General features: G+C 68.2%; 21 protein-coding genes and 4 pseudogenes. 14 read left to right on the top strand and 11 right to left on the bottom strand.

Features of this window, described 5'->3' with window-relative positions; genetic code table 11:
• Positions 1-215: 215 nt before the first annotated feature.
• Positions 216-689: a winged helix-turn-helix transcriptional regulator gene (locus ACIRG6_RS26730; protein ID WP_403324807.1), complete on the bottom strand. Its 474-nt coding sequence runs from the start codon at positions 687-689 to the stop codon at positions 216-218.
• A gap of 101 nt (positions 690-790) precedes the next feature.
• On the opposite strand from ACIRG6_RS26730, the gene ACIRG6_RS26725 reads away from it, so the two are divergent.
• Both ACIRG6_RS26725 and ACIRG6_RS26720 read left to right on the top strand, forming a co-directional pair.
• Entirely contained in the window at positions 791-1,282 is a 492-nt protein-coding gene (locus ACIRG6_RS26725; protein ID WP_364824836.1) for a PaaI family thioesterase, read from the top strand.
• A 171-nt stretch (positions 1,283-1,453) separates the two neighbouring features.
• The gene (locus ACIRG6_RS26720; RefSeq protein ID WP_403324806.1) at positions 1,454-1,753 is read left to right on the top strand and encodes a hypothetical protein; all 300 of its coding nucleotides are present in this window, start codon (positions 1,454-1,456) and stop codon (positions 1,751-1,753) included.
• A gap of 167 nt (positions 1,754-1,920) precedes the next feature.
• Here ACIRG6_RS26720 and ACIRG6_RS26715 read toward each other — a convergent pair whose 3' ends face one another.
• Positions 1,921-2,481, bottom strand: coding sequence for a TetR/AcrR family transcriptional regulator (locus ACIRG6_RS26715; protein ID WP_403324867.1), 561 nt, complete (start codon positions 2,479-2,481; stop codon positions 1,921-1,923).
• A 113-nt stretch (positions 2,482-2,594) separates the two neighbouring features.
• Between ACIRG6_RS26715 and ACIRG6_RS26710 the strand changes: the two genes are divergently transcribed.
• From ACIRG6_RS26710 to ACIRG6_RS26695, 4 genes are all read left to right on the top strand, one after another.
• Positions 2,595-3,287, top strand: a complete 693-nt coding sequence (locus ACIRG6_RS26710) for an SDR family oxidoreductase (protein ID WP_365022693.1) — start codon at positions 2,595-2,597, stop codon at positions 3,285-3,287.
• Between the two features lie 44 nt (positions 3,288-3,331).
• Positions 3,332-4,387, top strand: coding sequence for an aldo/keto reductase (locus ACIRG6_RS26705; protein WP_403324805.1), 1,056 nt, complete (start codon positions 3,332-3,334; stop codon positions 4,385-4,387).
• Positions 4,388-4,522: 135 nt separating this feature from the next.
• Complete coding sequence (locus ACIRG6_RS26700) at positions 4,523-5,527, top strand: NADP-dependent oxidoreductase (protein ID WP_403324804.1); 1,005 nt, start codon at positions 4,523-4,525, stop codon at positions 5,525-5,527.
• Positions 5,524-7,260, top strand: a complete 1,737-nt coding sequence (locus ACIRG6_RS26695; RefSeq protein WP_403324803.1) for an alpha/beta fold hydrolase — start codon at positions 5,524-5,526, stop codon at positions 7,258-7,260. Before ACIRG6_RS26700 ends, ACIRG6_RS26695 begins: the two co-directional genes overlap by 4 nt.
• Positions 7,261-7,870: 610 nt before the next feature.
• Here ACIRG6_RS26695 and ACIRG6_RS26690 read toward each other — a convergent pair.
• A complete protein-coding gene (locus ACIRG6_RS26690; protein WP_364684223.1) occupies positions 7,871-8,809 on the bottom strand; it encodes a GlxA family transcriptional regulator in 939 nt (312 codons plus the stop codon).
• 197 nt (positions 8,810-9,006) lie between these two features.
• On the opposite strand from ACIRG6_RS26690, the gene ACIRG6_RS26685 reads away from it, so the two are divergent.
• The 6 genes and pseudogenes from ACIRG6_RS26685 to ACIRG6_RS26660 all read left to right on the top strand — a co-directional run.
• Positions 9,007-9,696, top strand: a complete 690-nt coding sequence (locus ACIRG6_RS26685; protein WP_403324802.1) for a DJ-1/PfpI family protein — start codon at positions 9,007-9,009, stop codon at positions 9,694-9,696.
• A 64-nt stretch (positions 9,697-9,760) separates the two neighbouring features.
• On the top strand, positions 9,761-10,078 hold the full coding sequence (locus tag ACIRG6_RS26680) for a hypothetical protein (protein WP_403324801.1): 318 nt from the start codon (positions 9,761-9,763) through the stop codon (positions 10,076-10,078).
• On the top strand, positions 10,075-10,551 hold the full coding sequence (locus ACIRG6_RS26675) for a DUF2269 family protein (protein WP_403324800.1): 477 nt from the start codon (positions 10,075-10,077) through the stop codon (positions 10,549-10,551). The genes ACIRG6_RS26680 and ACIRG6_RS26675 overlap by 4 nt, the downstream gene beginning before the upstream one ends.
• Positions 10,548-10,850 carry a DUF3817 domain-containing protein gene (locus tag ACIRG6_RS26670; protein WP_403324799.1) on the top strand — a complete coding sequence of 101 codons (303 nt, stop codon included), beginning with the start codon at positions 10,548-10,550 and terminating at the stop codon, positions 10,848-10,850. Before ACIRG6_RS26675 ends, ACIRG6_RS26670 begins: the two co-directional genes overlap by 4 nt.
• The gene (locus ACIRG6_RS26665; protein ID WP_403324798.1) at positions 10,847-11,287 is read left to right on the top strand and encodes a DUF6010 family protein; all 441 of its coding nucleotides are present in this window, start codon (positions 10,847-10,849) and stop codon (positions 11,285-11,287) included. Before ACIRG6_RS26670 ends, ACIRG6_RS26665 begins: the two co-directional genes overlap by 4 nt.
• An 84-nt stretch (positions 11,288-11,371) precedes the next feature.
• A pseudogene (locus tag ACIRG6_RS26660) lies at positions 11,372-11,552 on the top strand (IS5/IS1182 family transposase); the annotation flags it as partial.
• Here ACIRG6_RS26660 and ACIRG6_RS26655 read toward each other — a convergent pair.
• The 5 genes and pseudogenes from ACIRG6_RS26655 to ACIRG6_RS26635 all read right to left on the bottom strand — a co-directional run.
• A pseudogene (locus ACIRG6_RS26655) lies at positions 11,526-11,663 on the bottom strand (transposase); the annotation flags it as partial. The pseudogenes ACIRG6_RS26660 and ACIRG6_RS26655 overlap by 27 nt on opposite strands.
• Positions 11,664-11,909 (bottom strand): annotated as a pseudogene (locus tag ACIRG6_RS26650) (helix-turn-helix domain-containing protein); the annotation flags it as partial.
• A gap of 16 nt (positions 11,910-11,925) precedes the next feature.
• Positions 11,926-12,099: a hypothetical protein gene (locus tag ACIRG6_RS26645; protein ID WP_403324797.1), complete on the bottom strand. Its 174-nt coding sequence runs from the start codon at positions 12,097-12,099 to the stop codon at positions 11,926-11,928.
• A 268-nt stretch (positions 12,100-12,367) separates the two neighbouring features.
• Entirely contained in the window at positions 12,368-13,009 is a 642-nt protein-coding gene (locus ACIRG6_RS26640; RefSeq protein WP_403324796.1) for a hypothetical protein, read from the bottom strand.
• 68 nt (positions 13,010-13,077) lie between these two features.
• Positions 13,078-14,007 (bottom strand): hypothetical protein, encoded by a 930-nt coding sequence (locus tag ACIRG6_RS26635; RefSeq protein WP_403324795.1) that lies wholly within the window; start codon positions 14,005-14,007, stop codon positions 13,078-13,080.
• Positions 14,008-14,671: 664 nt separating this feature from the next.
• Between ACIRG6_RS26635 and ACIRG6_RS26630 the strand changes: the two are divergent.
• Positions 14,672-15,068 (top strand): annotated as a pseudogene (locus ACIRG6_RS26630) (IS5/IS1182 family transposase); the annotation flags it as partial.
• A 5-nt stretch (positions 15,069-15,073) separates the two neighbouring features.
• Here ACIRG6_RS26630 and ACIRG6_RS26625 read toward each other — a convergent pair.
• Positions 15,074-15,463 (bottom strand): hypothetical protein, encoded by a 390-nt coding sequence (locus ACIRG6_RS26625; RefSeq protein WP_403324794.1) that lies wholly within the window; start codon positions 15,461-15,463, stop codon positions 15,074-15,076.
• A gap of 169 nt (positions 15,464-15,632) precedes the next feature.
• Between ACIRG6_RS26625 and ACIRG6_RS26620 the strand changes: the two genes are divergently transcribed.
• Positions 15,633-16,136, top strand: a complete 504-nt coding sequence (locus ACIRG6_RS26620) for an ATP-dependent DNA ligase (protein WP_403324793.1) — start codon at positions 15,633-15,635, stop codon at positions 16,134-16,136.
• A 700-nt stretch (positions 16,137-16,836) separates the two neighbouring features.
• On the opposite strand, the gene ACIRG6_RS26615 is transcribed toward ACIRG6_RS26620, so the two are convergent.
• Both ACIRG6_RS26615 and ACIRG6_RS26610 read right to left on the bottom strand, forming a co-directional pair.
• On the bottom strand, positions 16,837-17,514 hold the full coding sequence (locus ACIRG6_RS26615) for a response regulator (RefSeq protein WP_403324792.1): 678 nt from the start codon (positions 17,512-17,514) through the stop codon (positions 16,837-16,839).
• Positions 17,511-18,698 carry a sensor histidine kinase gene (locus ACIRG6_RS26610; protein ID WP_403324791.1) on the bottom strand — a complete coding sequence of 396 codons (1,188 nt, stop codon included), beginning with the start codon at positions 18,696-18,698 and terminating at the stop codon, positions 17,511-17,513. The genes ACIRG6_RS26615 and ACIRG6_RS26610 overlap by 4 nt, the downstream gene beginning before the upstream one ends.
• Between the last annotated feature and the right edge of the window lie 47 nt (positions 18,699-18,745).

The following is an 18,745-nucleotide window of genomic DNA, read 5'->3' as shown; positions in this document are numbered from 1 at the left end:
CTGGCTCGCCGGGTGCCGTCGACGCCACCGCCGCGGCGAGCGCAAGGCCGGGCATTTCCTCACCTTCACGAGCATCGCCTGCACCCTCGTCGTGTTCGGAAGTACGGTCGCCCGTTCGGCGAACTTGCCGTCGCGATCACTCTCTTGAAAGCGCCCGGCGTCTCCAGTACCAGGGCATTCCGCCATCACCCGGCTGCCCGCCCGGGGCTAACGGCTCATGAGAGACGTCGCGCACCTGGCCCCAGCCGGACGGTGACGTCCTGGGAAGTCAGGGGGGTGTGCTCCGCGGAGCACTGGACGGTGACGTGGACCGGGGCGCCACAGTCGGTGTGGGTTACGTCCAGGACGGGGCCCGGGCTTGCGGGGTCGACGGCGTGCGTCTCTCCCCACTGGCTGAGTGCCACCAGGACGGGCCACAGGTCCCATCCTTTGCGGGTCAGGTGGTACTCGTTACGGGAGCGGCGGCCTGGCTCCCGGTAGGCGACGGCCTTCAGCACGCCGGCTGCGGTCAGCTTCCGCAGGCGGTCACTGAGGACGGCCTCCGAGAGGCCGATGTGACGGTGGAAGCTGTCGAAGCGGCGCACCCCGTTGACGGCGTCGCGCAGGATCAGCAGCGTCCATTTCTCCCCGACCACATCCAGCGCGCGCTGGACTGGGCAGTTCTCCGTGCTCACCTCAAGCCACTCCATCTGGACATCGTAGAGCCCCTGGCTTCGTCATTGACAGTCAGATGAGGGCACAGCTAGCTTCACTCGGGAAAGTCAGATGATCAGAAGGAAGGCGCTGGGCTGTGGGGCGAACACGTACGTACAGCTGGGACGATCCGGCGATCCCGGCGCAGGCCGCTGCGGGTATGGCGGGTCTCGACTTTCTGCGCGAGGTGCAGGCGGGGCGACTTGCCGCGGCGCCCGTCGGCCGGACCCTCGACTTCGCCCTGGACGAGGTGGAGCACGGCAGGGCTGTCTTCTCCCTGGTGCCGGGCGAGGAGCACTACAACCCCATCGGGAGCATGCACGGCGGCGTGTTCGCCACGCTGCTCGACTCCGCGGCGGGCTGTGCTGTCCAGTCCACGCTTCCGCAGGGGATGGCGTACACCTCGCTCGATCTGACGGTGAAGTTCCTGCGGCCGGTCACCGTGGACACGGGCCGGGTGCGCGCCGTCGGCACGGTGATCAGCAGTGGTCGCCGAACCGCGCTCGCCCAGGCCCAGTTGGTCGACGCGGCGGACCGTCTGCTCGCGCACGCCACCAGTAGCTGCCTGCTCTTCCCCGTGCCGGCGTGACGTTCTGCGGCAGCGAGACACCGTGATGCCGGCGACCGATTCACAGGTCGCCGGCATCACGGTGTCTCGCTGCCGCCTCCGTCTTTCGAGCCGGCTCTGCTGCTGGTCTCTGCCGAAGCCCTCGAACGAGGCAGGGCGGATGCCGAGAACACCCCGGACACACTGAACGCTGTGATGGCGATCGTCCGGCCGGTCGTCGAACGCAACCGGACCCAGGTCGAGAACGAGCGCGTCTACCTGCGCGAGATGGTCTTCGGCGACCCCGCCCGGCCCCATCACCAGACCGAGGGGGCAGTGGCCGCCGTGCTGTGCCGGGACTCCCAGGTCAGCGAGGCGGACGCGGCGACAACGGCGCGCGTCGAGTCAGCCGTGATGTTCCTCGCGATGGCGTCCGGCGTGAACGTCGCCGCGAGCGTCGACGAGATCGTGCGCGACATCCGGGAGCAGGTCGCAGTCCTGCTGGCACGTTGACGTCGGCTGCGCAACCGGCATTTCACGGGCATGTGGCCCGGGACTGACTGGCGCCTGGTGAAGTCGGTGCGCCAGGCGCCGGCGACCTTCTGCCGCCGCCTCCGTCTGGCCGCGGACGCCTCCTCGCTCACGAGTGCAGTCGACGTACACCCGCACCGCGCCCTCGGTCAGCCTGCTTCCGTCAAGGCTGCGTGCGCGGCGGCGAGAATCTCTTCGGAGAGCGGGGAGCCGTTGGTGGCCCGGGACAGGACCAGCGCGCCGAACAGGGTGCAGAGGCGGACGATGCCGTCCTGGTCGTCGGTGGCGAGGAAGCCGGCGAAGTCGGCCACCCCTTCGGTGTAGACGCGACGGGCCTCGCGCCCTCCGCCTTCGCGTGCGATGTCGGTGGCGAGTGCGGCGACCGGGCAGCCGTCCGCCGGGGTGTCGCGGTGTTCGACGGAGAGGTAGGTGTCGATCAGCGCCTGCTGGGCGGCTTCGCGCTGCCCGTCGTGCCGCTCGAGCCCGCCGCTGTAGCGCTGGGTGAGCTCGGCGAAGGCGTGGGCGGTGGCCTCGTCGACGAGCGCCTCTTTGGAGGCGAACTGCTTGTAGAAGGCGCCGTGGGTCAGGCCGGCCGCCTTCATGAGGTCGGCGACGCTGACCTGCGTGCCCTGCTCGCGGAACAGCCGGGAGGCGGTGTCCACCACCCGCCTGCGGTTTTCCTGCGCCTGTGCCTGCGATACGCGGCCCATGGCCACCTCCCGTTGGATGTCGACTGGCATCTATCGTAACTCCATGTTTAGATTGATTGCGTAATCTAATTCGTGCGGGTGGCCGTCGGCGCCCGCCGGCATCTGGAGTGAGCATGGAACTGAAGAACGCGGTCGCGGTCGTCACCGGCGCCAACCGGGGGCTCGGGCGGCACCTGGCCGCCCAGCTCCTCGAGCGCGGCGCGAAGGTGTACGGCGCGGCTCGACGCCCCGAGGCGGTTGACGTGCCGGGCGTCATCCCGCTGCGGCTGGACGTCACGGACGAGGCGTCGATACAGGAGGCCGCCCGCGTGGCGTCCGACGCGACAGTGCTGATCAACAACGCGGGCATCTCCACCGGCGCGACGCTGATCGGAGGCGACGTGGCCGAGGTGCGCCGGGAGATGGAGACCAACTTTTTCGGCCCGCTCGCCGCGACCCGGGCGTTCGCCCCCGTCATCGAGGGCAACGGCGGTGGCGCTGTACTCAACGTCCTGTCCGCCCTGTCCTGGTTCCACCCGGGCGGCCTCGGCTCCTACGCGGCCTCCAAGGCCGCCGCCTGGGCGCTGAGCGACGCGACCCGGGAGGAGCTGGCACCGCGCGGGATCACCGTCTCGGCGCTGCACGTCGGCTACATGGACACCGACATGGCCGCCGGCGTGCCCGCCGATCAGAAGGTCGCCGCCGCAGACGTCGCGGCCCAGGCCCTGTACGGCATCGAGACCGGCCTGCCCGAGATTCTCGCCGACGAGACCAGCCGGTACGTCAAGCAGAGCCTGTCCGCGGCACCCCAGCCGAACGCGGGCTGACGCTCACCCCGGCCCCCTTCTCACCCCTCAGGCAAGGACATCTCATGCGTTACACGACCTTCGGGCACCGGACCGGACTGCGCGTCTCCGAATACGCGCTCGGCACCGCGAACTTCGGCACCGGATGGGGAGCGGGCGCCGAGCCGGACGAGGCACGCCGGATCTTCGACCGGTTCGCCGAGGCCGGCGGCACCTTCCTGGACAGCGCGGACGGCTACCAGTTCGGCGAGTCGGAGGAACTGACCGGAAAGCTGATCTCCGCCGACCGCGACCACTTCGTACTGGCCACCAAGTTCACCCTCGGCGCCGCCCCGCAGCCGGACATCTCCAAGACCGGCAACAGCCGCAAGAACATGGTTGCCTCCGTGGAAGCCAGCCTGAAGCGCCTGGGCACCGACTACATCGACCTGCTGTGGGTGCACTTCCCCGACGAGCTCACTCCGATGGAGGAGCTCCTGCGCGGACTCGACGACCTGGTGAGCGCCGGCAAGATCCACCACGCCGCGCTGTCCAACTTCCCCGCCTGGCGCGTCTCGCGCGCGGTAACCCTCGCGGACCTGAAGGACTGGGCCCCGATCGTGGGCATTCAGCACGAGTACAGCCTCGTCGAACGCACCGCCGACCGCGAGCTCCTGCCCATGGCCGAGAGCCTGGGCCTGGGTGCCGCCCTGTGGTCGCCGCTCGGCGGCGGTCTGCTCACCGGCAAGTACCGCAGCTCGGCCGAGGGGCGCCTGAGCGATCTGGGCATGGTCATCCACACCGAGAGCACCGGTCAGAAGACCGCCGTCGTCGACACCGTCCTGGCGATCTCCGAGGAGACCGGCGTGACGCCCGCCCAGGTGGCGGTGGCCTGGGTGCGCGAGCGCGCCGCCCGTTCCGTGGCCACGCTCGTCCCGATCATCGGCCCGCGCACCCTCTCTCAGCTCGACAGCTACCTAGGCGCCCTCGACACCCAGCTGACCGACGCGCAGTTCACCCGTCTGGCTGAGGTCAGCGCGGTGCCGCTCGGTGTGCCTCACGAGGGGATCGCCGCCTCCCTGGACCGCCTCCAGGGAGGCGCCGCCGACCGGATCACCACCCCGGTCGTTCCGGTGGCCTGATCGCCGGACGCGGCCGAGGGCCCAATGCGCCTGCGCCGCACCCAGAAAGACAACACGAACTAGTTCGCACTGGGACAATCCCGGTCCGAACGGAGACCCTCGTCCTCACGGACGGGACACGGAACGGAGGCGACGATGAGGGCTTTCATGGTCGAGAAGTACGGCGGCGAAGCCGGGATGCGTGCCGCCGAGCTACCCGACCCCCGGGTAGGTGCCGACGACGTCCTGGTCAAGATCCACGCGACGGGCGTCAACCCGCTGGACCTCAGGCTCCGCAACGGCGACTTCAAAGCGTTCCTGCCCTACCGTCTCCCGCTCGTTCTGGGCAACGACCTCGCCGGGACGGTCGTCCGGGTCGGCCCGTCCGTCACCCGCTTCGCGGTGGGCGATGAGGTCTACGCCCGGCCCGACAAGGACCGTATCGGCACCTTCGCCGAACTCATCGCCGTCCATCAGGACGACCTGGCACCCAAACCGGCCACGCTCACCATGACCGAGGCCGCATCCCTTCCCCTGGTCGCGCTGACCGCATGGCAGGCACTGGTCGAGCGGGCCCACGTACAGCCGGGCCAGAAGGTCCTCGTCCACGCGGGCGCCGGCGGCCTCGGCTCCATCGCCGTCCAGCTCGCCAAGGCGCTGGGCGCGCACGTGGCCACCACCGTGAGCACCGCCAAGGTCGACCTGGCCAAGGACCTCGGCGCTGACGTCGTCATCGACTACCGCGCCCAGGACTTCGAAGAGGTCCTCGACGGCTACGACGTCGTCCTCGACAGCCTCGGCGGCGAGAACCTCGCCAAGTCCCTGCGCGTACTCAAGCCCGGTGGCAGGGCCATCAGCGTCGCGGGCCCGCCCGACCCGGCCTTCGCCCGCGAACTCGGCCTGAACCCGTTCCTCCGCCTGGCTATGACCGCCCTCAGCTTCAAGACCCGGCGCGATGCCAAGCGCCACGGCGTGACGTACTCGTTCCTGTTCATGAAAGCCAGCGGCGACCAACTGCGCGAACTCACCCCCCTCATCGACGCCGGAAAGGTCCGTCCCGTCGTCGACCGCGTCTTCCCGTTCGACGAGACCCTCCAGGCCATGGAGTACGTCGAAAAGGGACGCGCGAAGGCTGGGAAAGTCGTCGTCTCCATGACGTGAGCGCGGGCACAGCCCAGCCGGACGCGAGGCAGGCCGTCACAACGAGAAGCCCCCCACACCCCCGTGCCCTGCAGGGCGTCAACTTCGCCTACCGGCAGCTCGGCCCGGACGACGGCGTACCGCTGATCCCGCTCGACCACCTGTCCGCGGTCCTGGACAACTGGGATCCGCAGGTCGTCGACGGACTGGCCGCCCGACGCCGCGTGATCACCTACGACAACCGCGGCGTTGGCGCGTCCGGCGGCTCCACACCCGACACCATCGAGGCGATGGCCCGCGACACCGTGCTGTTCATCCGGGCCCTCGGGTTCGACCAGGTCGACCTGCTCGGCCTGTCGACGTCCCTCACCGTCCAGGACATGCTGAAGGCGACGCTGCGGCACTACCGCTTCTTCACCCAGACCGAGGGCGGCCAACGGGCGGCGCGCGAATTCCTGGCGCGGCTGAAGGAGCGCACGGACGACCGCGACAAGGCGATCTCGGTGCAGTCGTTCCGCGCCCAACTGAAGGCCATCAAACGCTGGGGCCTCACGCACGGCTCCGCAGGACCCAGCGGTTTTGACACGCGGTCGAGCGCGGTGCGGCCGCGGGCCGGTGGTCGACCTTTCTGGACCCACCGCCGAGCCTGCGTGCCACGTCCAGCGCATGCTCATGTCGCGGACCTGGTGGACAGCGCCTTCGACGGCCGGTTGGAGTGGCGCTCACGCCATCTCCTGCGCAGTGTCCGGCCGGAGAGGTCCGATCGGCCTGCTGATCCGGGTGAACCCGCGAACTGTCTTGCCGTAGACGATCACAAGCGCTTCAATGCACCCACCGTCCACAGAAGGAAACCCGATTCATACCCAGAGAAGGGCTTCTCCTTGACCGCCATACGCGCCACCGCCGTCACTGCGGCCGCCTGCGCCACCGTGCTCGCCATTGCGTCGCCCTCGTCCGCGATCAATTCCTACAACGCGACCCCCGCCCCCGAGCGCACCGAGGTCGGCGCCCTCGTGGCCACCTGGGACGACGACGGCAACCCGGCCACCCCGGACCGCGTCGACTGGGTCTGTTCGGGCACGATGATCGACGCGGACACATTCCTGACGGCCGCTCACTGCACAACCGATTGGCCGGACAACGTACGATTCCACGTCTCGCTCAGCCAGGACGTCCAGGCCGACCTGGACGCCGCCGCGAAGAAGTACCCCGGTGACCCCGCCGCCCAGGCGAGAGCCGTCGCCGTTCAGGGCACGGCCCACAGCCACTCCGACTACCCGGGACCGGCCTCCGACACGCACGACATCTCGGTCGTCGAACTCCCCGCCGCGCAGCTGAAGTCACGCTGGTCCTTCACCCCGGCCGCGTTGCCGACTGCCAACCAGCTCGCAGCACTCGGGCCGAAGAAGCTCAACTCCACCGACTGGGTCGTCGCCGGATACGGCACCCAGGAGGCAGTGAACGGACCGGGCGGCCACACTCATCCGGGTGGCGGTGTCAGGATGAAGGCGCCAGTGAGCTTCAACGCCCTCAACGATGCCTGGGTGCGCCTCGCCATGACGGCGCCGCAGGGCAACGGAGGTGCCTGCTACGGCGATTCGGGCGGCCCCAACTTCGCCGTCATCGGCGGTAAGCGCATCCTCGCGGCGACGACCGTCACCGGCGACAGCCCGTGCTACGCCACCAATGTCACCTACCGGCTGGACACTCCGGGAGCGCGCGCCTTCCTGTCGCCGTTCGTGCAACTGCCGTAGCCATCGAAGCGCACAGGGCCGGGTGGTGCCGGTGGCCCGCCGCGCTGCCCCCTGCCGGGCCACCTCGGTCCTGTCCCCGCCGACAGGCATGAACAGGCGCCGGTCTCCGCTCCTGCATCCCGTGACCGGTCGGGCCCGGGTCATGTGCACCTCGCCCGGCCGGCCTCGGCCACCGCCATCATCACGGAGATCGACGTTCGGCCGCACCTGGTCTCCCACCCAGGTTCCGGTGCCTCCGTGAGTCACTGTGCCTCCATTTGCCGGGTCCTCCCTTTCTCCTTTTTCCGCCCACTGGAGCCGGGCGATGCGGGCCTGGGTCGCCGAGCAGGGCTGGCTCACCCTGGAACGATCACCCGCTTAGGCTCCCGAGCTGAACCCGGTGGAACTGCTGTGGTCCTCACTCAAGAAGCGTGATCTCGCCAACCTCGCCAACCTCGTCGATGTCGCCGACGCCACCGAGCAAGGCAGCCACCGCATCAACGCGAACCCCCGACTTCCATGGTCATTCCTCGCCCATGCCGGCCTGAGCATCCGCCCACTACACCCACCGAACCTACGAAAAGATCAGTACTGTAAGTAGTGGGACCGACGGCGGCTCCGAGTCACTGGTTCAGCTGAAGGTGCGTCGGTAGGTCTGCGGGCTGACGCCGGTGGTGCGTTTGAAGCGGTCGCGGAACGTTGTGGGCGAGCCGAAGCCGACCTGGCCGCCGATGCGCTCAACGGAGTGCTCCGTGGTTTCCAGCAGGTGCTGTGCCTGGCGGATGCGGGCCCGGTGGAGCCACTGGAGCGGGGTAGTGCCGGTCTGGTCACGGAACCGCCGGATCAGGGTCCGGGTGCTGGTCCCGGACTGCGCGGCGATGTCGGCCAGGGTGAGATCGCGGGCCAGGTTCTCCCGCAGCCAGGTGAGCAGCGCCTCCAGTTCGGAGCCCTTCGGTGCGGGGGTGTGGTCGTGGACGATGAACTGCGCCTGACCGCCGTCGCGTTCGAGTGGCATCACCGACAGGCGGGCGGCGTGGGCGGCGACCGCCGATCCGTAGTCCCGGCGGATCATGTGCAGGCACAGGTCCATGCCCGCGGCCGCGCCGGCCGAGGTGAGGAACTGGCCGTTGTCGACGTAGAGGACGTCCGGGTCGACGTCGACGTCCGGGTGGCGGGCGGACAGCATCTCGGCCGCGCGCCAGTGGGTCGTGACGCGCAGCCCGTCGAGGAGCCCGGTGGCGGCCAGGGGGAAGGTGCCCACGCAGATGGAGGCGATCCGGGTTCCGTCGGTGGCGGCCGACCTCAGCGCGTCGCGTACGGCGGTGGAGAGCGGGACCGTGGGATCGGTGACGCCCGGCACGATGATCGTGTCCGCGTCCCGTAGCCCCTCCAGACCCCAGGGAGCACGCAGGGCGAAGGCGCCGGCGTCGACCTCGTCGCGTTCGGCGCACACCCGGACCTGGTAGCCGGGCCGCCCGTCGGGCAGACGGGTCCGAGAGAAAACCTCGATCGGGGTGGACAGGTCGAACGGGATCACCTGGTCCAGCGCGAGCACGGCGACTGTGTGCATGGCCAGAACCTACCCCATCACCGCACGACGGATACGGACCGGCATCCGGGAAAACCCATGTCACTGCACTTCAGAAGCCCTCGGAGGCGCATGGCAATTTCTCGTTGAAAGCTGTCACTTGTGCCACTGGGCGACCGGGTCGACGGACGGTTGACTTCAACGCGTCGGAGAGAGATCGACCCCGCAGGAGCGGCCCCATGCACATCCAGATCGTCTTGTTCGACGGTTTCGACCCGCTCGATGTCGTCGCCCCCTATGAGGTGCTGTACGCCGGTGGTACGGCATCGGGGGGCGCGGTGACTGTCGAGCTGGTCTCCGCAGAGGGCCCCCGCGAGGTGATCAGCGGCACCGGGGGACTGGCGCTGCGCGCCGCCGGCGCCCTTGACCTGGAGCGGGCGGACATGCTTCTCGTGCCCGGCGCCTCCGGCCGCGTGGGCGAACCCGGCGAGGTGCCGGAAGAAGAGGTGGGCGCCGGCGAGTGGAAGCAGGACGAGTTCATCCCGGTGCTGCTGGGCCGGACGCTGACCACCGAGCTCCCCGCACTCCTCAAGCAGGCAATGGACGGCCCGGACGTCGCCGTCGCCACCGTCTGCGGCGGCTCGCTTGTCCTGGCCATGGCCGGCCTGCTGGAGGGACGTCACGCCACCACCCACCACATGGGCCTCGACATGCTGGACGCCACCGGCGCGCACGCGGTCCGCGCCCGCATCGTGGACGACGGCGACCTGATCAGCGGCGCCGGCGTCACCTCCGGGCTTGATCTGGGCCTGTACCTACTGGAGCGCGAGGTGGGCCCCCGCGTCGCGCACGCCGTCGAAGTGCTCTTCTCCCACGAGCGGCGCGGCACTGTCTGGCGCGCGCAGGGCCCGACGCCCACCGCCCTCTGAGCACCTGGCCCTTCGCAGATCAGTCGCTCACCATTCCCCTTGCACAGTCAGGAAGAACTTCAGCATGTCCGTCGAAGGCACCTGGAACCTGTCCATCTCCACCCCTATCGGCAAGATCAATGCCGTGGTCGAACTCTGTGAGCAGGACGGCATCCTGACCGGCGTCGCCCACGGAGCCGGCGAGGAAACAGCACTCGCCGACATCACCCTGGCCGGCGACCGGCTCACCTGGAAGCAGACCGTCACCAAGCCCATGCGGCTGAACTTGACATTCGACGTGACAGTGAACGACGACACCCTCCAGGGCACCTCCAAAGCCGGCCGTCTTCCGTCTTCGAAGGTCACCGGCGAACGCCAGACCACCCCGGAGTACCAGGCGTGACCAAGCTTCTTCTGTCCTTGCACGTCCTGGCCGCCATCATCGCCGTCGGCCCAGTCACGGTAGCCGCGAGCATGTTTCCCGCAACGCTGCGCCGCGCCCTCGGCGACTGCGACGACGGTAACGCCCGCACCACTCTGCAGACGCTGCACCGCATCTGCCGCGTCTACGCGGGCATTGGTATCGCGGTTCCCCTCTTCGGCTTCGCGACGGCCAGCAGTCTCGGTGTCCTCGGCGACGCCTGGCTGATCGCCTCGACACTGCTGACCGCGACGGCCGCCGGCGTACTGACCCTCCTGATCCTGCCCGCCCAGGCCCGCGCTCTGGCCGGGACGACGGGTTCCGCCTCGGAGTTGCCAGCGCCAACTCCCGTGACGCCGCGCCGCCTTGCCATGGCCACTGGCATCTTCAACCTGCTCTGGGCCACCGTAACCGTAGTGATGATCATCCGTCCCGGCTCCACCACGGGGGCATGACCATGCACTTCCGGCCTCCACTCCATCTGCGCATCGCGGCTCACGCCGAGCTGATCTCCCTGATCGTGATGCTGACCAACGTGTTCACCATCCACCTCAAGCCCATCTCATCCTTGATGGGCCCTACCCACGGCTGCGCCTACCTGTTCGTCGTCATCACGACCTGGCGCCTCAGGCAGGCCCGGGCCGCCGTCAAGGTCCTGGCCCTCGTTCCGGGCGCCGGCGGGCTGCTCGCGCTGCGACAGCCCGACCGCGGCGATTCGGCACGCCCCCAGGAGAAAGATGACATCCCCTCATGAACCTTGTGTCACCGGTGATCGTCGGCATCATCTACTGCCTGCTGATGTCCCTGATCAAAGAACCGCACCGACGCCACTTCAACGCGATCATGGTGGGCGGAGCCGGCGCTGCCTATCTGAGCGGGGGCGGATTCGGCCCGTGGGAGCTCCCATTCGTCGCACTCATGGCCTACGTCGCCTACCGCGGCCTGGACTCCTGGGCCTTCATCGGTGTCGGCTGGCTGCTCCATACGGCCTGGGACATGGCCCACCACCTCAAGGGCAATCCGATCCTGCCGTTCTACCACGACTCATCCCTGGCATGCGCCATCTGTGATCCGGTCATCGCCCTGTGGTGCTTCCGCGGAGGACCTTCCCTGACCGCGCTCGTCCGCCGCGGGTTCAGGCCCGGCCGGACAGCAGACCACGCACACGATCACGCCTCTGCTCCCTCTTGACCCGGACTGCACCGGCACCTGACGGTCAGATCGGGAGCCGGAAGACCTGAGCGAGGACGGGGGTGTGGGCCAAACTCCGTCCAAATCTACCTCCTCGTCGCTCGTCGGGGCCTACCCCTCTCGATCGGCATCTCCGCCGCCAACCTCCACGGCAGCCAGGCCCTCATCCCACTGGCCGGCGGTATCCCGCCCGTCCGCTCACGGCCCACGGCGCAGGTGGCCCGGGAAGCTGCACGGTGACAAGGGCTACGACTACCGTCAGGTCCCTGAGCCCGTCGCAGACCAGCATGAGGACGTCGTTCACGCCGCAGTTCTTGATCTCGGTGAGGATGTGCAGCCAGTGCTTGGTGTCCTCGCCGCCGTCCCCGGCCCAAAGCGTGATGCGGTTCGCCGCCGACTTTGAGACGCTGAACAGCGGAGCGAGCTGCCGCATCGTCACATTCGTGCGCCAGTACGCGGCGGCCACCAGCAGTGCCCGGTCCTGCAACGGAAGGCTCCACGGCCGGCCCTTGCGGACCGCGTCCGCGCCCTCGCGCCGCAGATCCGTCACGAGCTTCCCGAATGCACGCGGGCTCAGCCCGGTCAACGGGGCTGTCCAGGACGGCTCCGATGCTGTGACCACACCAGGCGCGGCGAGATCATTCCACTGCTTCCCGCCCGTCCTGCTCGAACGCGATGCGGCAGCGTTCGACCTGCTCGGCCACCTTCTCCATGAACCAGCGCATGATCTCGTAGGAGATGACGTGTTCATCATGGCTGTGGATGTGGACGGTCGGTTCCAGGTCCGGATCCCCGTCGGGGACGAACGCCACCAAGAAGGCGGCTCCAGGCAAGTGCCTCTCGGCGCTGGGGTTATCGGCCCACGCGGCTGGTGCCGACACGGCCTCGCTCAGCTCAGCAGCCCAGGCATCGTCGGGCAGGGCGTAGTGGAACGGGATGGCGTAGTGACGCCTGCATGTTCTCGCAGCTCGGCTGGCATGACGTCAGGCTGCCACAGGCGCGAGGTCTCAGTAACCGAGAAGGCGCCTCACAACCTCTCAACGACCCGGGGCTCTGGCCTGGAACTCCATTCTTCCCGCTTTATACGATTACCCCATTCCAATCCGGCGGCGGCGCCATGAGCGTTCGGAAATTCTTGACATTGAATCTGCCTTTCTGGATCGCGCGCAGCCCTCCGGCGGGGTTCACGCCTATGGACCGTAGCCACCGCCCGAGGCGCACGGGTTCACGTCGATCGCGAAGGCCGATGTCGAACCAGGCGTGAGGCTTGAGGTGTTCTTGGAAGGGCAGGGGGATGATCTGACCGGAACCGTCCATGTCGCCCTGTGTGACGACATAAAGCGGTGCGTCTGGTTCTTCTCCCGGCTTAAGCGAGAAATGCCGTGAAAAGAACGTGAAATTTCCGCCGGGGTCGGCTATCTGGAAACTGAAGAAGGTGTTCCCAACGGCCGGGTTTGCCCAGCCGATGGTGACCGTTTCGCCTCCCGACAGCCGGTAGGTTACTTTCCCCTCCGTTCCTGTCAGGACTCCGTTGGACGCGGCCCGCCATTCCACTTGCTGATCGGGGCCAACTGTAACCGGCGGCGCTCCCGCGCTGGTGAATTCTCCATGCTCCAAGGGGGCGTCAACCAGCGAGAGGGGACTTGCGGACATGTTGTCCACCCGTATGCGGACACTGCGAAAAGCCATTACTCTTCCCTTTCGAGACTGGACGTTGGTCATGTGAGCCGGGCTCGCTGAGGAAATTCGACCAGCGGGCCCGGAGTGACGGTTTCTTTCTCGCTTACGGTTCAGGCGAGGCCGGCGAGCACAAGAACCAGCCCGCTGCCCGAGGGGAGAGGTGTCAATGCTTTCCCCAGCACGGCGCCAAATGCCGCCTCGCGGTCGACTGCCGGCATCGCGTGTCCTGGCGTCGACGAGGTCGTGAGAAGGTCTCCAACCTCAATGGCTCGCGCGGAGGCGTCTGCTCGACACCACACCTTGCCCACTACCGCGATGCCAGCACACTTGGCACGCTTTCTGCGGTCGAGGATGAGCGCCGGCACGCGATCACCAGCGCCTGACACCACGCCGGCCACTCGTGTGTCGTAAACCTGCTTGCACGGTGCCAGTGCGCCTTCGCCGTCGAAGACGACCACCGCGCCTGGGCCGACCTCGGCCGCGTCGCCTCCTTGCGGAGCAAGGTCGAACTGTTCGGCCACATCCCCCCCGAGCAGCTCGAGATCACCCTTGACCTGCATGTTTCCCGTCACGAGGACGCCGCCGTCAAAGAACCCGGCCCTCCCCCCGGGTGCGCTGCTCAAAGCGTAGACACCGTTCGCGCCCCTGCCGTACAGGCCGTTTCCGCCGTGGTCGTTCACTCCGGCGACGCCGGCCTTGGCGGAGATGGTGCCTTCTCCCAGTACACCGTCGTCGGTATCGCTCACCCCGTGGACGCCGTTCCCGCCCTTTCCTTCTCCCGTCACGCCGACCCGGCCCCTGCCGTACAGGCCGTTTCCGCCGTGGTCGTTCACTCCGGCGACGCCGGCCTTGGCAGCCAATTCGGTCAGACCCAGAACACCGTCTCCCCCCTTTCCGTGCCCCCACAGGCCGTTGAGGCCGCGACCGTATACTCCGTTGCCGCCGTTTTCGTCAACACCGGCAACGCCAGCTTTCCCGGGAGCCTGGCTGACTCCGAGAACCGCGTCATCCGTGTTGCTTGTTCCCTCTACTTTCGCCATGGCTGATCCCTTTCCGATGTGCCTGGCTTAGCAATGTGGCCGTTGATTGTCACATCGCGCCGGACGAGGCTCGTTCATGTGTCTAAAACTCAACCTTCCAGTGCGGCAAATTCGCCATCTGGTGACTTTCCGTATCCCTGCCTGATCATCGAAGGAAGGCATCTATGGTTGCTTGACTGGTGAACGTCAGTGATGAGGGCTATGAATTGTTCGTGAAGCCGATGAGCTCTTGGCGTACAGACGCGTGAGGTGCCATGGTGAGCGTGGCGGCGCGTCGGTCGCTAGGAGCTGTCCCGTATTCCCGGGTGGATCGGGGGGAGGTTGGATGTAGTGTCTCGCAAGCCGGAGGTGCGCACTCACGCTGGGTGTATCCGGGCGATCCGACAACACCGGCGGGCGAGGGCACTGCCGCTTCCACGCACAAAGCCGGGAAATGTGATGTATTTCCTTCCTCCACTCTCATCCCAGAGCCCGACGGGCGCAAGTGGGAAAGCCAAGGAAATCGAGACGATGCCGGAGGATCGAGTTCCCCGCAGAACTGCGTCGTTGTCGCTGAGTTCGGCGTTCCTCGGATGATGCAACAAGGTGATCAGACGGCGGGCGGGGGTTGCGAGACTGCTGGCGAAAGCCAACGGTGATGTTGGTGCAGTCAGTGGGCCGTAGCGTCGACGGCCGGGTTCTCAGGGCAGCAATCGCCTGGGGCGCGGCACCGGTGCGGAAGACCGAGGCGTCCTTCGCGTGGATGACGTTCCGGACGCCCATCCGCTGTCGCCGCGGCCCGCGCCGCCGACGTCCGGCCAAGGTCCACGCCGCCAAGGGATACGACTACCACCACCTGCACCCATGGCTGCGCAAGAGAGGAATCCGCCACCGCATCGCGCGCGGAGGCATCGAGTCCTCGCAGCGGCTGGGCCGTTCACCGGTGGGTCGTCGAGAGGACGGTGTCCTGGCCGGCCGGCTGCCGTCGCTTGCACCGGCGCCATGAGTACAAGGCCGAGCACTTCCTCGCCTTCGTCGGCATAGCCGCAGTTCTCATCGGCTACCGCCGCCTTGTGCGGTGAAGTCATCACAGGGGCCCTTGTATTGGTCTGACCCCACCGGTGTCGCGTCGCACGAGGCCGGTGACCCGGCTCAGCCAGCTCCTGCGTGGCCTGTTGTCCCTCTCGACCAAAAATCGCGCTGTCTGTAGCGGGTCACGCGGGGGCTGACCTGCCTGGTGGCGGCGCCAGTAGCGGGCTACTCTCCTCTCCAGATCACCCAGGTCCACGCCGCCGGTCCTGGCCAGCACGACCGATGCCTCTGGACCTTCGGGGGCAGTCAGCGCCAACACGCCGCCGTCCGGTGAGTACACCGCTGTGTACTCACCTTCATCTACGTCAATCACCTCGATCCAGTTCGTAGCGTGGACGAAGGACTCGAAGACGAAGAGGTCCTCGTCGCGATCGAAGATGAACACGGTGTCAGGAGGGCACTCCATAGGGATCACTGTGTCAGTCCCGTTCGATGTGCCGCGACCAAAATTGACGATGTCTCAGAGCTTGACGTCCAACGCCGGCCCCTGACTTCAGCGGGTGCATGAAAAGGACGATGACGCGGCTCGCCGCCTCGTGCGGCTGCCTCTTCGTGTGCCGCTCGTCCTCGACGGCGAGCTGGTCGTCGCCACGGAGGGACGTCTCGGCTTCGGCCAGCTTCAGCAGCGGGCCCGGCACCGCGGCGCCGGTGCCTGGCAGGCCGCTCGGACCGCCCCGGCGCATCTGATCGTGTTCGACGTCCTCGACACCGCCGACGGCCCGCTCCTGGACGAGCCCTACCAGGCGCGGCGGGCCCGGCTGGAGGCGCTGTTCGCGGGGGCGGTGCCGACCGCGCCGTTCGTCCTGTGCCCGGCCACCACCGACCGGGCGATGGCCGAGGACTGGCTGGATCCGGCGTGGGGCGCGGCCGGTATCGACTGCGTCGTCGTCAAGGGCCTGTCGCAGCGGTATCAGCCGGGCCGTAGGGGCTGGCTGATGGTGCGGGCTCGCGCCAGTGCGGAGGCGGTCGTCGCCTCGGTGACGGGCCGGGTGACCGCGCCGGCGACGCTGCTGCTGGGCCGCTGCGACCAGACAGGCCGCCTGCGGTTCATCGCGTAGACGGCGCCCCTGTCGGCGACGGCACGGCGGGAGGTCGGTGGCCTGCTGTAGCCGGGCGGCGCGGAGCATCCGTGGCAGGGACGCTCCGCGGACTGGGGCACCCGCGAGACGCTCAACCACCGGCCCGATCGTGCCGGACGCTGTGGCCGAGTTCGCCGGGGACGGTGCGGTGGACGAGCCGTTACCGCCATTCCGTCCGCTACCTGCGCGGTGCGCGACGACCTGAGCCACGATCAGTTGCCGCCCCCAGAGGCGTAAGCCTTCTGGATCACGCCGCCGAAGGACGATGTCGGGCACGAGTTCCGATGAAGGGTCCGGCGGACCGGTCGATGACGCCATGAGTCGGATCCCGGACCTGAAAGGCTGCGAGCGGGCGCAGAAGCCGAAGCGGTCGTTGTCCGGGGCCCGGGAGGAGCGGTGAACGAAGCGCAAGTCCGCCCGCCGGAAGGTCGGCCAGCCCGTCGGCCATGCGGAAGTCCGCCACGGGGGAGGCGGGCGACAGCGCCAGGGCGGAGAGAACGCCGACTGGACGGTGCACGGAATGCGGTGCAGGACTGACGAACCGGGCAGCCTTCAGCGGCCCTCTGTCCTCACTGTCGGGAGGTTGCGCCGACTCGCCGCTGGCACTCTGGGGGTGGTGGGGTGTCGGCCGGATGGCACCGGGGGCGTGCCGTGGCGGTGATCACGCCGGTTCTGCGCGTCAACCGTCGAGGCTCGGTCGGACAAGGCCGCTCTGGTAGGCGATGACGACCAGTTGGGCCCGGTCGCGTGCGTTGAGCTTGGTCATCGCGCGGGAGATGTGGCTGCGTACGGTCAGGTGGCTGAGGACCAGCTGATCGGCGATCTCGTGGTTCGACTTGCCCAGCGCGGCCAGCGCCATGACTTCACGTTCGCGCTCGGTGAGCAGGGTGAGACGTTCCGGCGCGGTGAGGGGCACGTGGTCGGCCGGGGAGGCCAGAAAGCGGGTGATCAGTGCCCGGGTGGCCGTGGGGGACAGTAGGGAGTCTCCCGCTGCCACGGTGCGGATGCCTGCCAGCAGGACGTCGGCTCCGACGTCCTTGCCGAGGAAGCCGCTCGCCCCGGACCGCAGGGCGTTGGCGACGTTCTCGTCGTTCTCGAACGTAGTGAGGATCAAGACCCGGGTGCCCGACAGTTCGGTCCGGGCGCAGATGTCGGCCGTGGCCGCCAGTCCGTCGATGCCGGGCATGCGGATGTCCATGAGGACGATGTCGGGCTGGTGCTCGAGGGTCAGCTGCACGGCCTGCTGCCCGTCGGCTGCCTCCGCCACGACCGTCATGTCCGGGTCGGAGTCGATGAGGATACGGAAGGTGGCCCGCAGCAGCGCCTGGTCGTCGGCGAGCAGAACGCGGATGGTCATGAGGTGCTCTCCTCGGAGCTGGGAAGGGGGAGCGTGCAGGCGACTTCGAAACCGCCTCCGGGCCGCGGGCCGGCGTGGAATGTTCCGCCTGCCGAGAGGGCACGTTCGCGCATGCCGAGCAGTCCGAAGCCACGGGAGTCGGCAGCGGCCGAGGCAGGTGAGCCGGCTTCGTTGGTGATGGTGAGCGTCAGGTAGTGGGGGGTGTAGTCCAGCCGGACCCGCGCGGAGGGTGTGGCGGCGTGCTTGGTGACGTTGGTCAGTGCTTCCTGGACGATCCGATAGGCCGTGAGGTCCATGCCGGGCGTGAGTCGTCGTGGCTGGCCCACGCGGGTGACGGAGACATCCAGGCCCGCTGAAGCACAGGTCTCGACGAGCCCTGAAATCTGCTCGAGGCCTGGTGCGGGAGCCAGATCCTCGGAGTCGGTTTCCTGACGCAGCAGGCCGACGGTGGCCTTGAGCTCGCGCAGGGCTGAGGCCGTCACTTCCGGCAACTTCTCGATCATGGCGATGGCCTGGTCGGGCCGGGTCCGCATCAGATGGGCGGCGGTGCCGGCCTGGGCGTTGGCGAGCGCGAGATGGTGGGCGACCACGTCGTGCAGTTCGCGTGCGATGCGCATGCGCTCCTGAATCACCCGCCGGCGGGCCTCCTCATCCCGCTCCTGGGCGGCATGGTCGGCGCGAGCGACGGCGTACTCGCGGCGCACGCGCACGTAGCTGCCGAAGGAGGCGACCATCAGGACCCAGGCCGCCGGATTGACCAAGCCGATGATCCATTCGTGCGGAGAGTCCGTGGTGATGAAGCCGGTGAGCGCGATTCCGGCCGCGGCTGCCAGGGCGCTGTACCAGGTGGTCCTGCGATCGGGTCGCAGGCTCACGGTGTACTGCGCGACCAGCATCGGCCCCATGAGCAGCGGGGTCAGGAGGTATCCCAGGAAACCCTGGGTCATGACGCACACCGTGGTCACCAGCAGTACGAGAACAGGGTGGCTGCGGCGGCGCAGCAGGGCCGCGCAGGCCAGGGCGGACAGCACGAGGCCGGGCCAGAGGACGAGGGTCTCCTCCTTCGCCACTACCGCCCGGGTGAGCAGGACACCGCCCACGGTGAAGGCGAGCAGTATGCCCGTAGTGGCCGCTTGGACCAGGTAGGGACGGTCGGCGGCGCGGTTTTTCCATCGTGCACTCATCGTCATACTCCGAGGTGGCGCTGGCCGGTTCAGGGTGACAGACGCGC

It is taken from the genome of Streptomyces flaveolus (assembly GCF_044765825.1).
GTDB classification, from domain to species: Bacteria; Actinomycetota; Actinomycetes; order Streptomycetales; family Streptomycetaceae; genus Streptomyces; species Streptomyces flaveolus.
The sequence above is the reverse complement of the archived record's forward strand: the minus strand, read 5'-3'. Positions and strand labels throughout refer to the sequence as shown.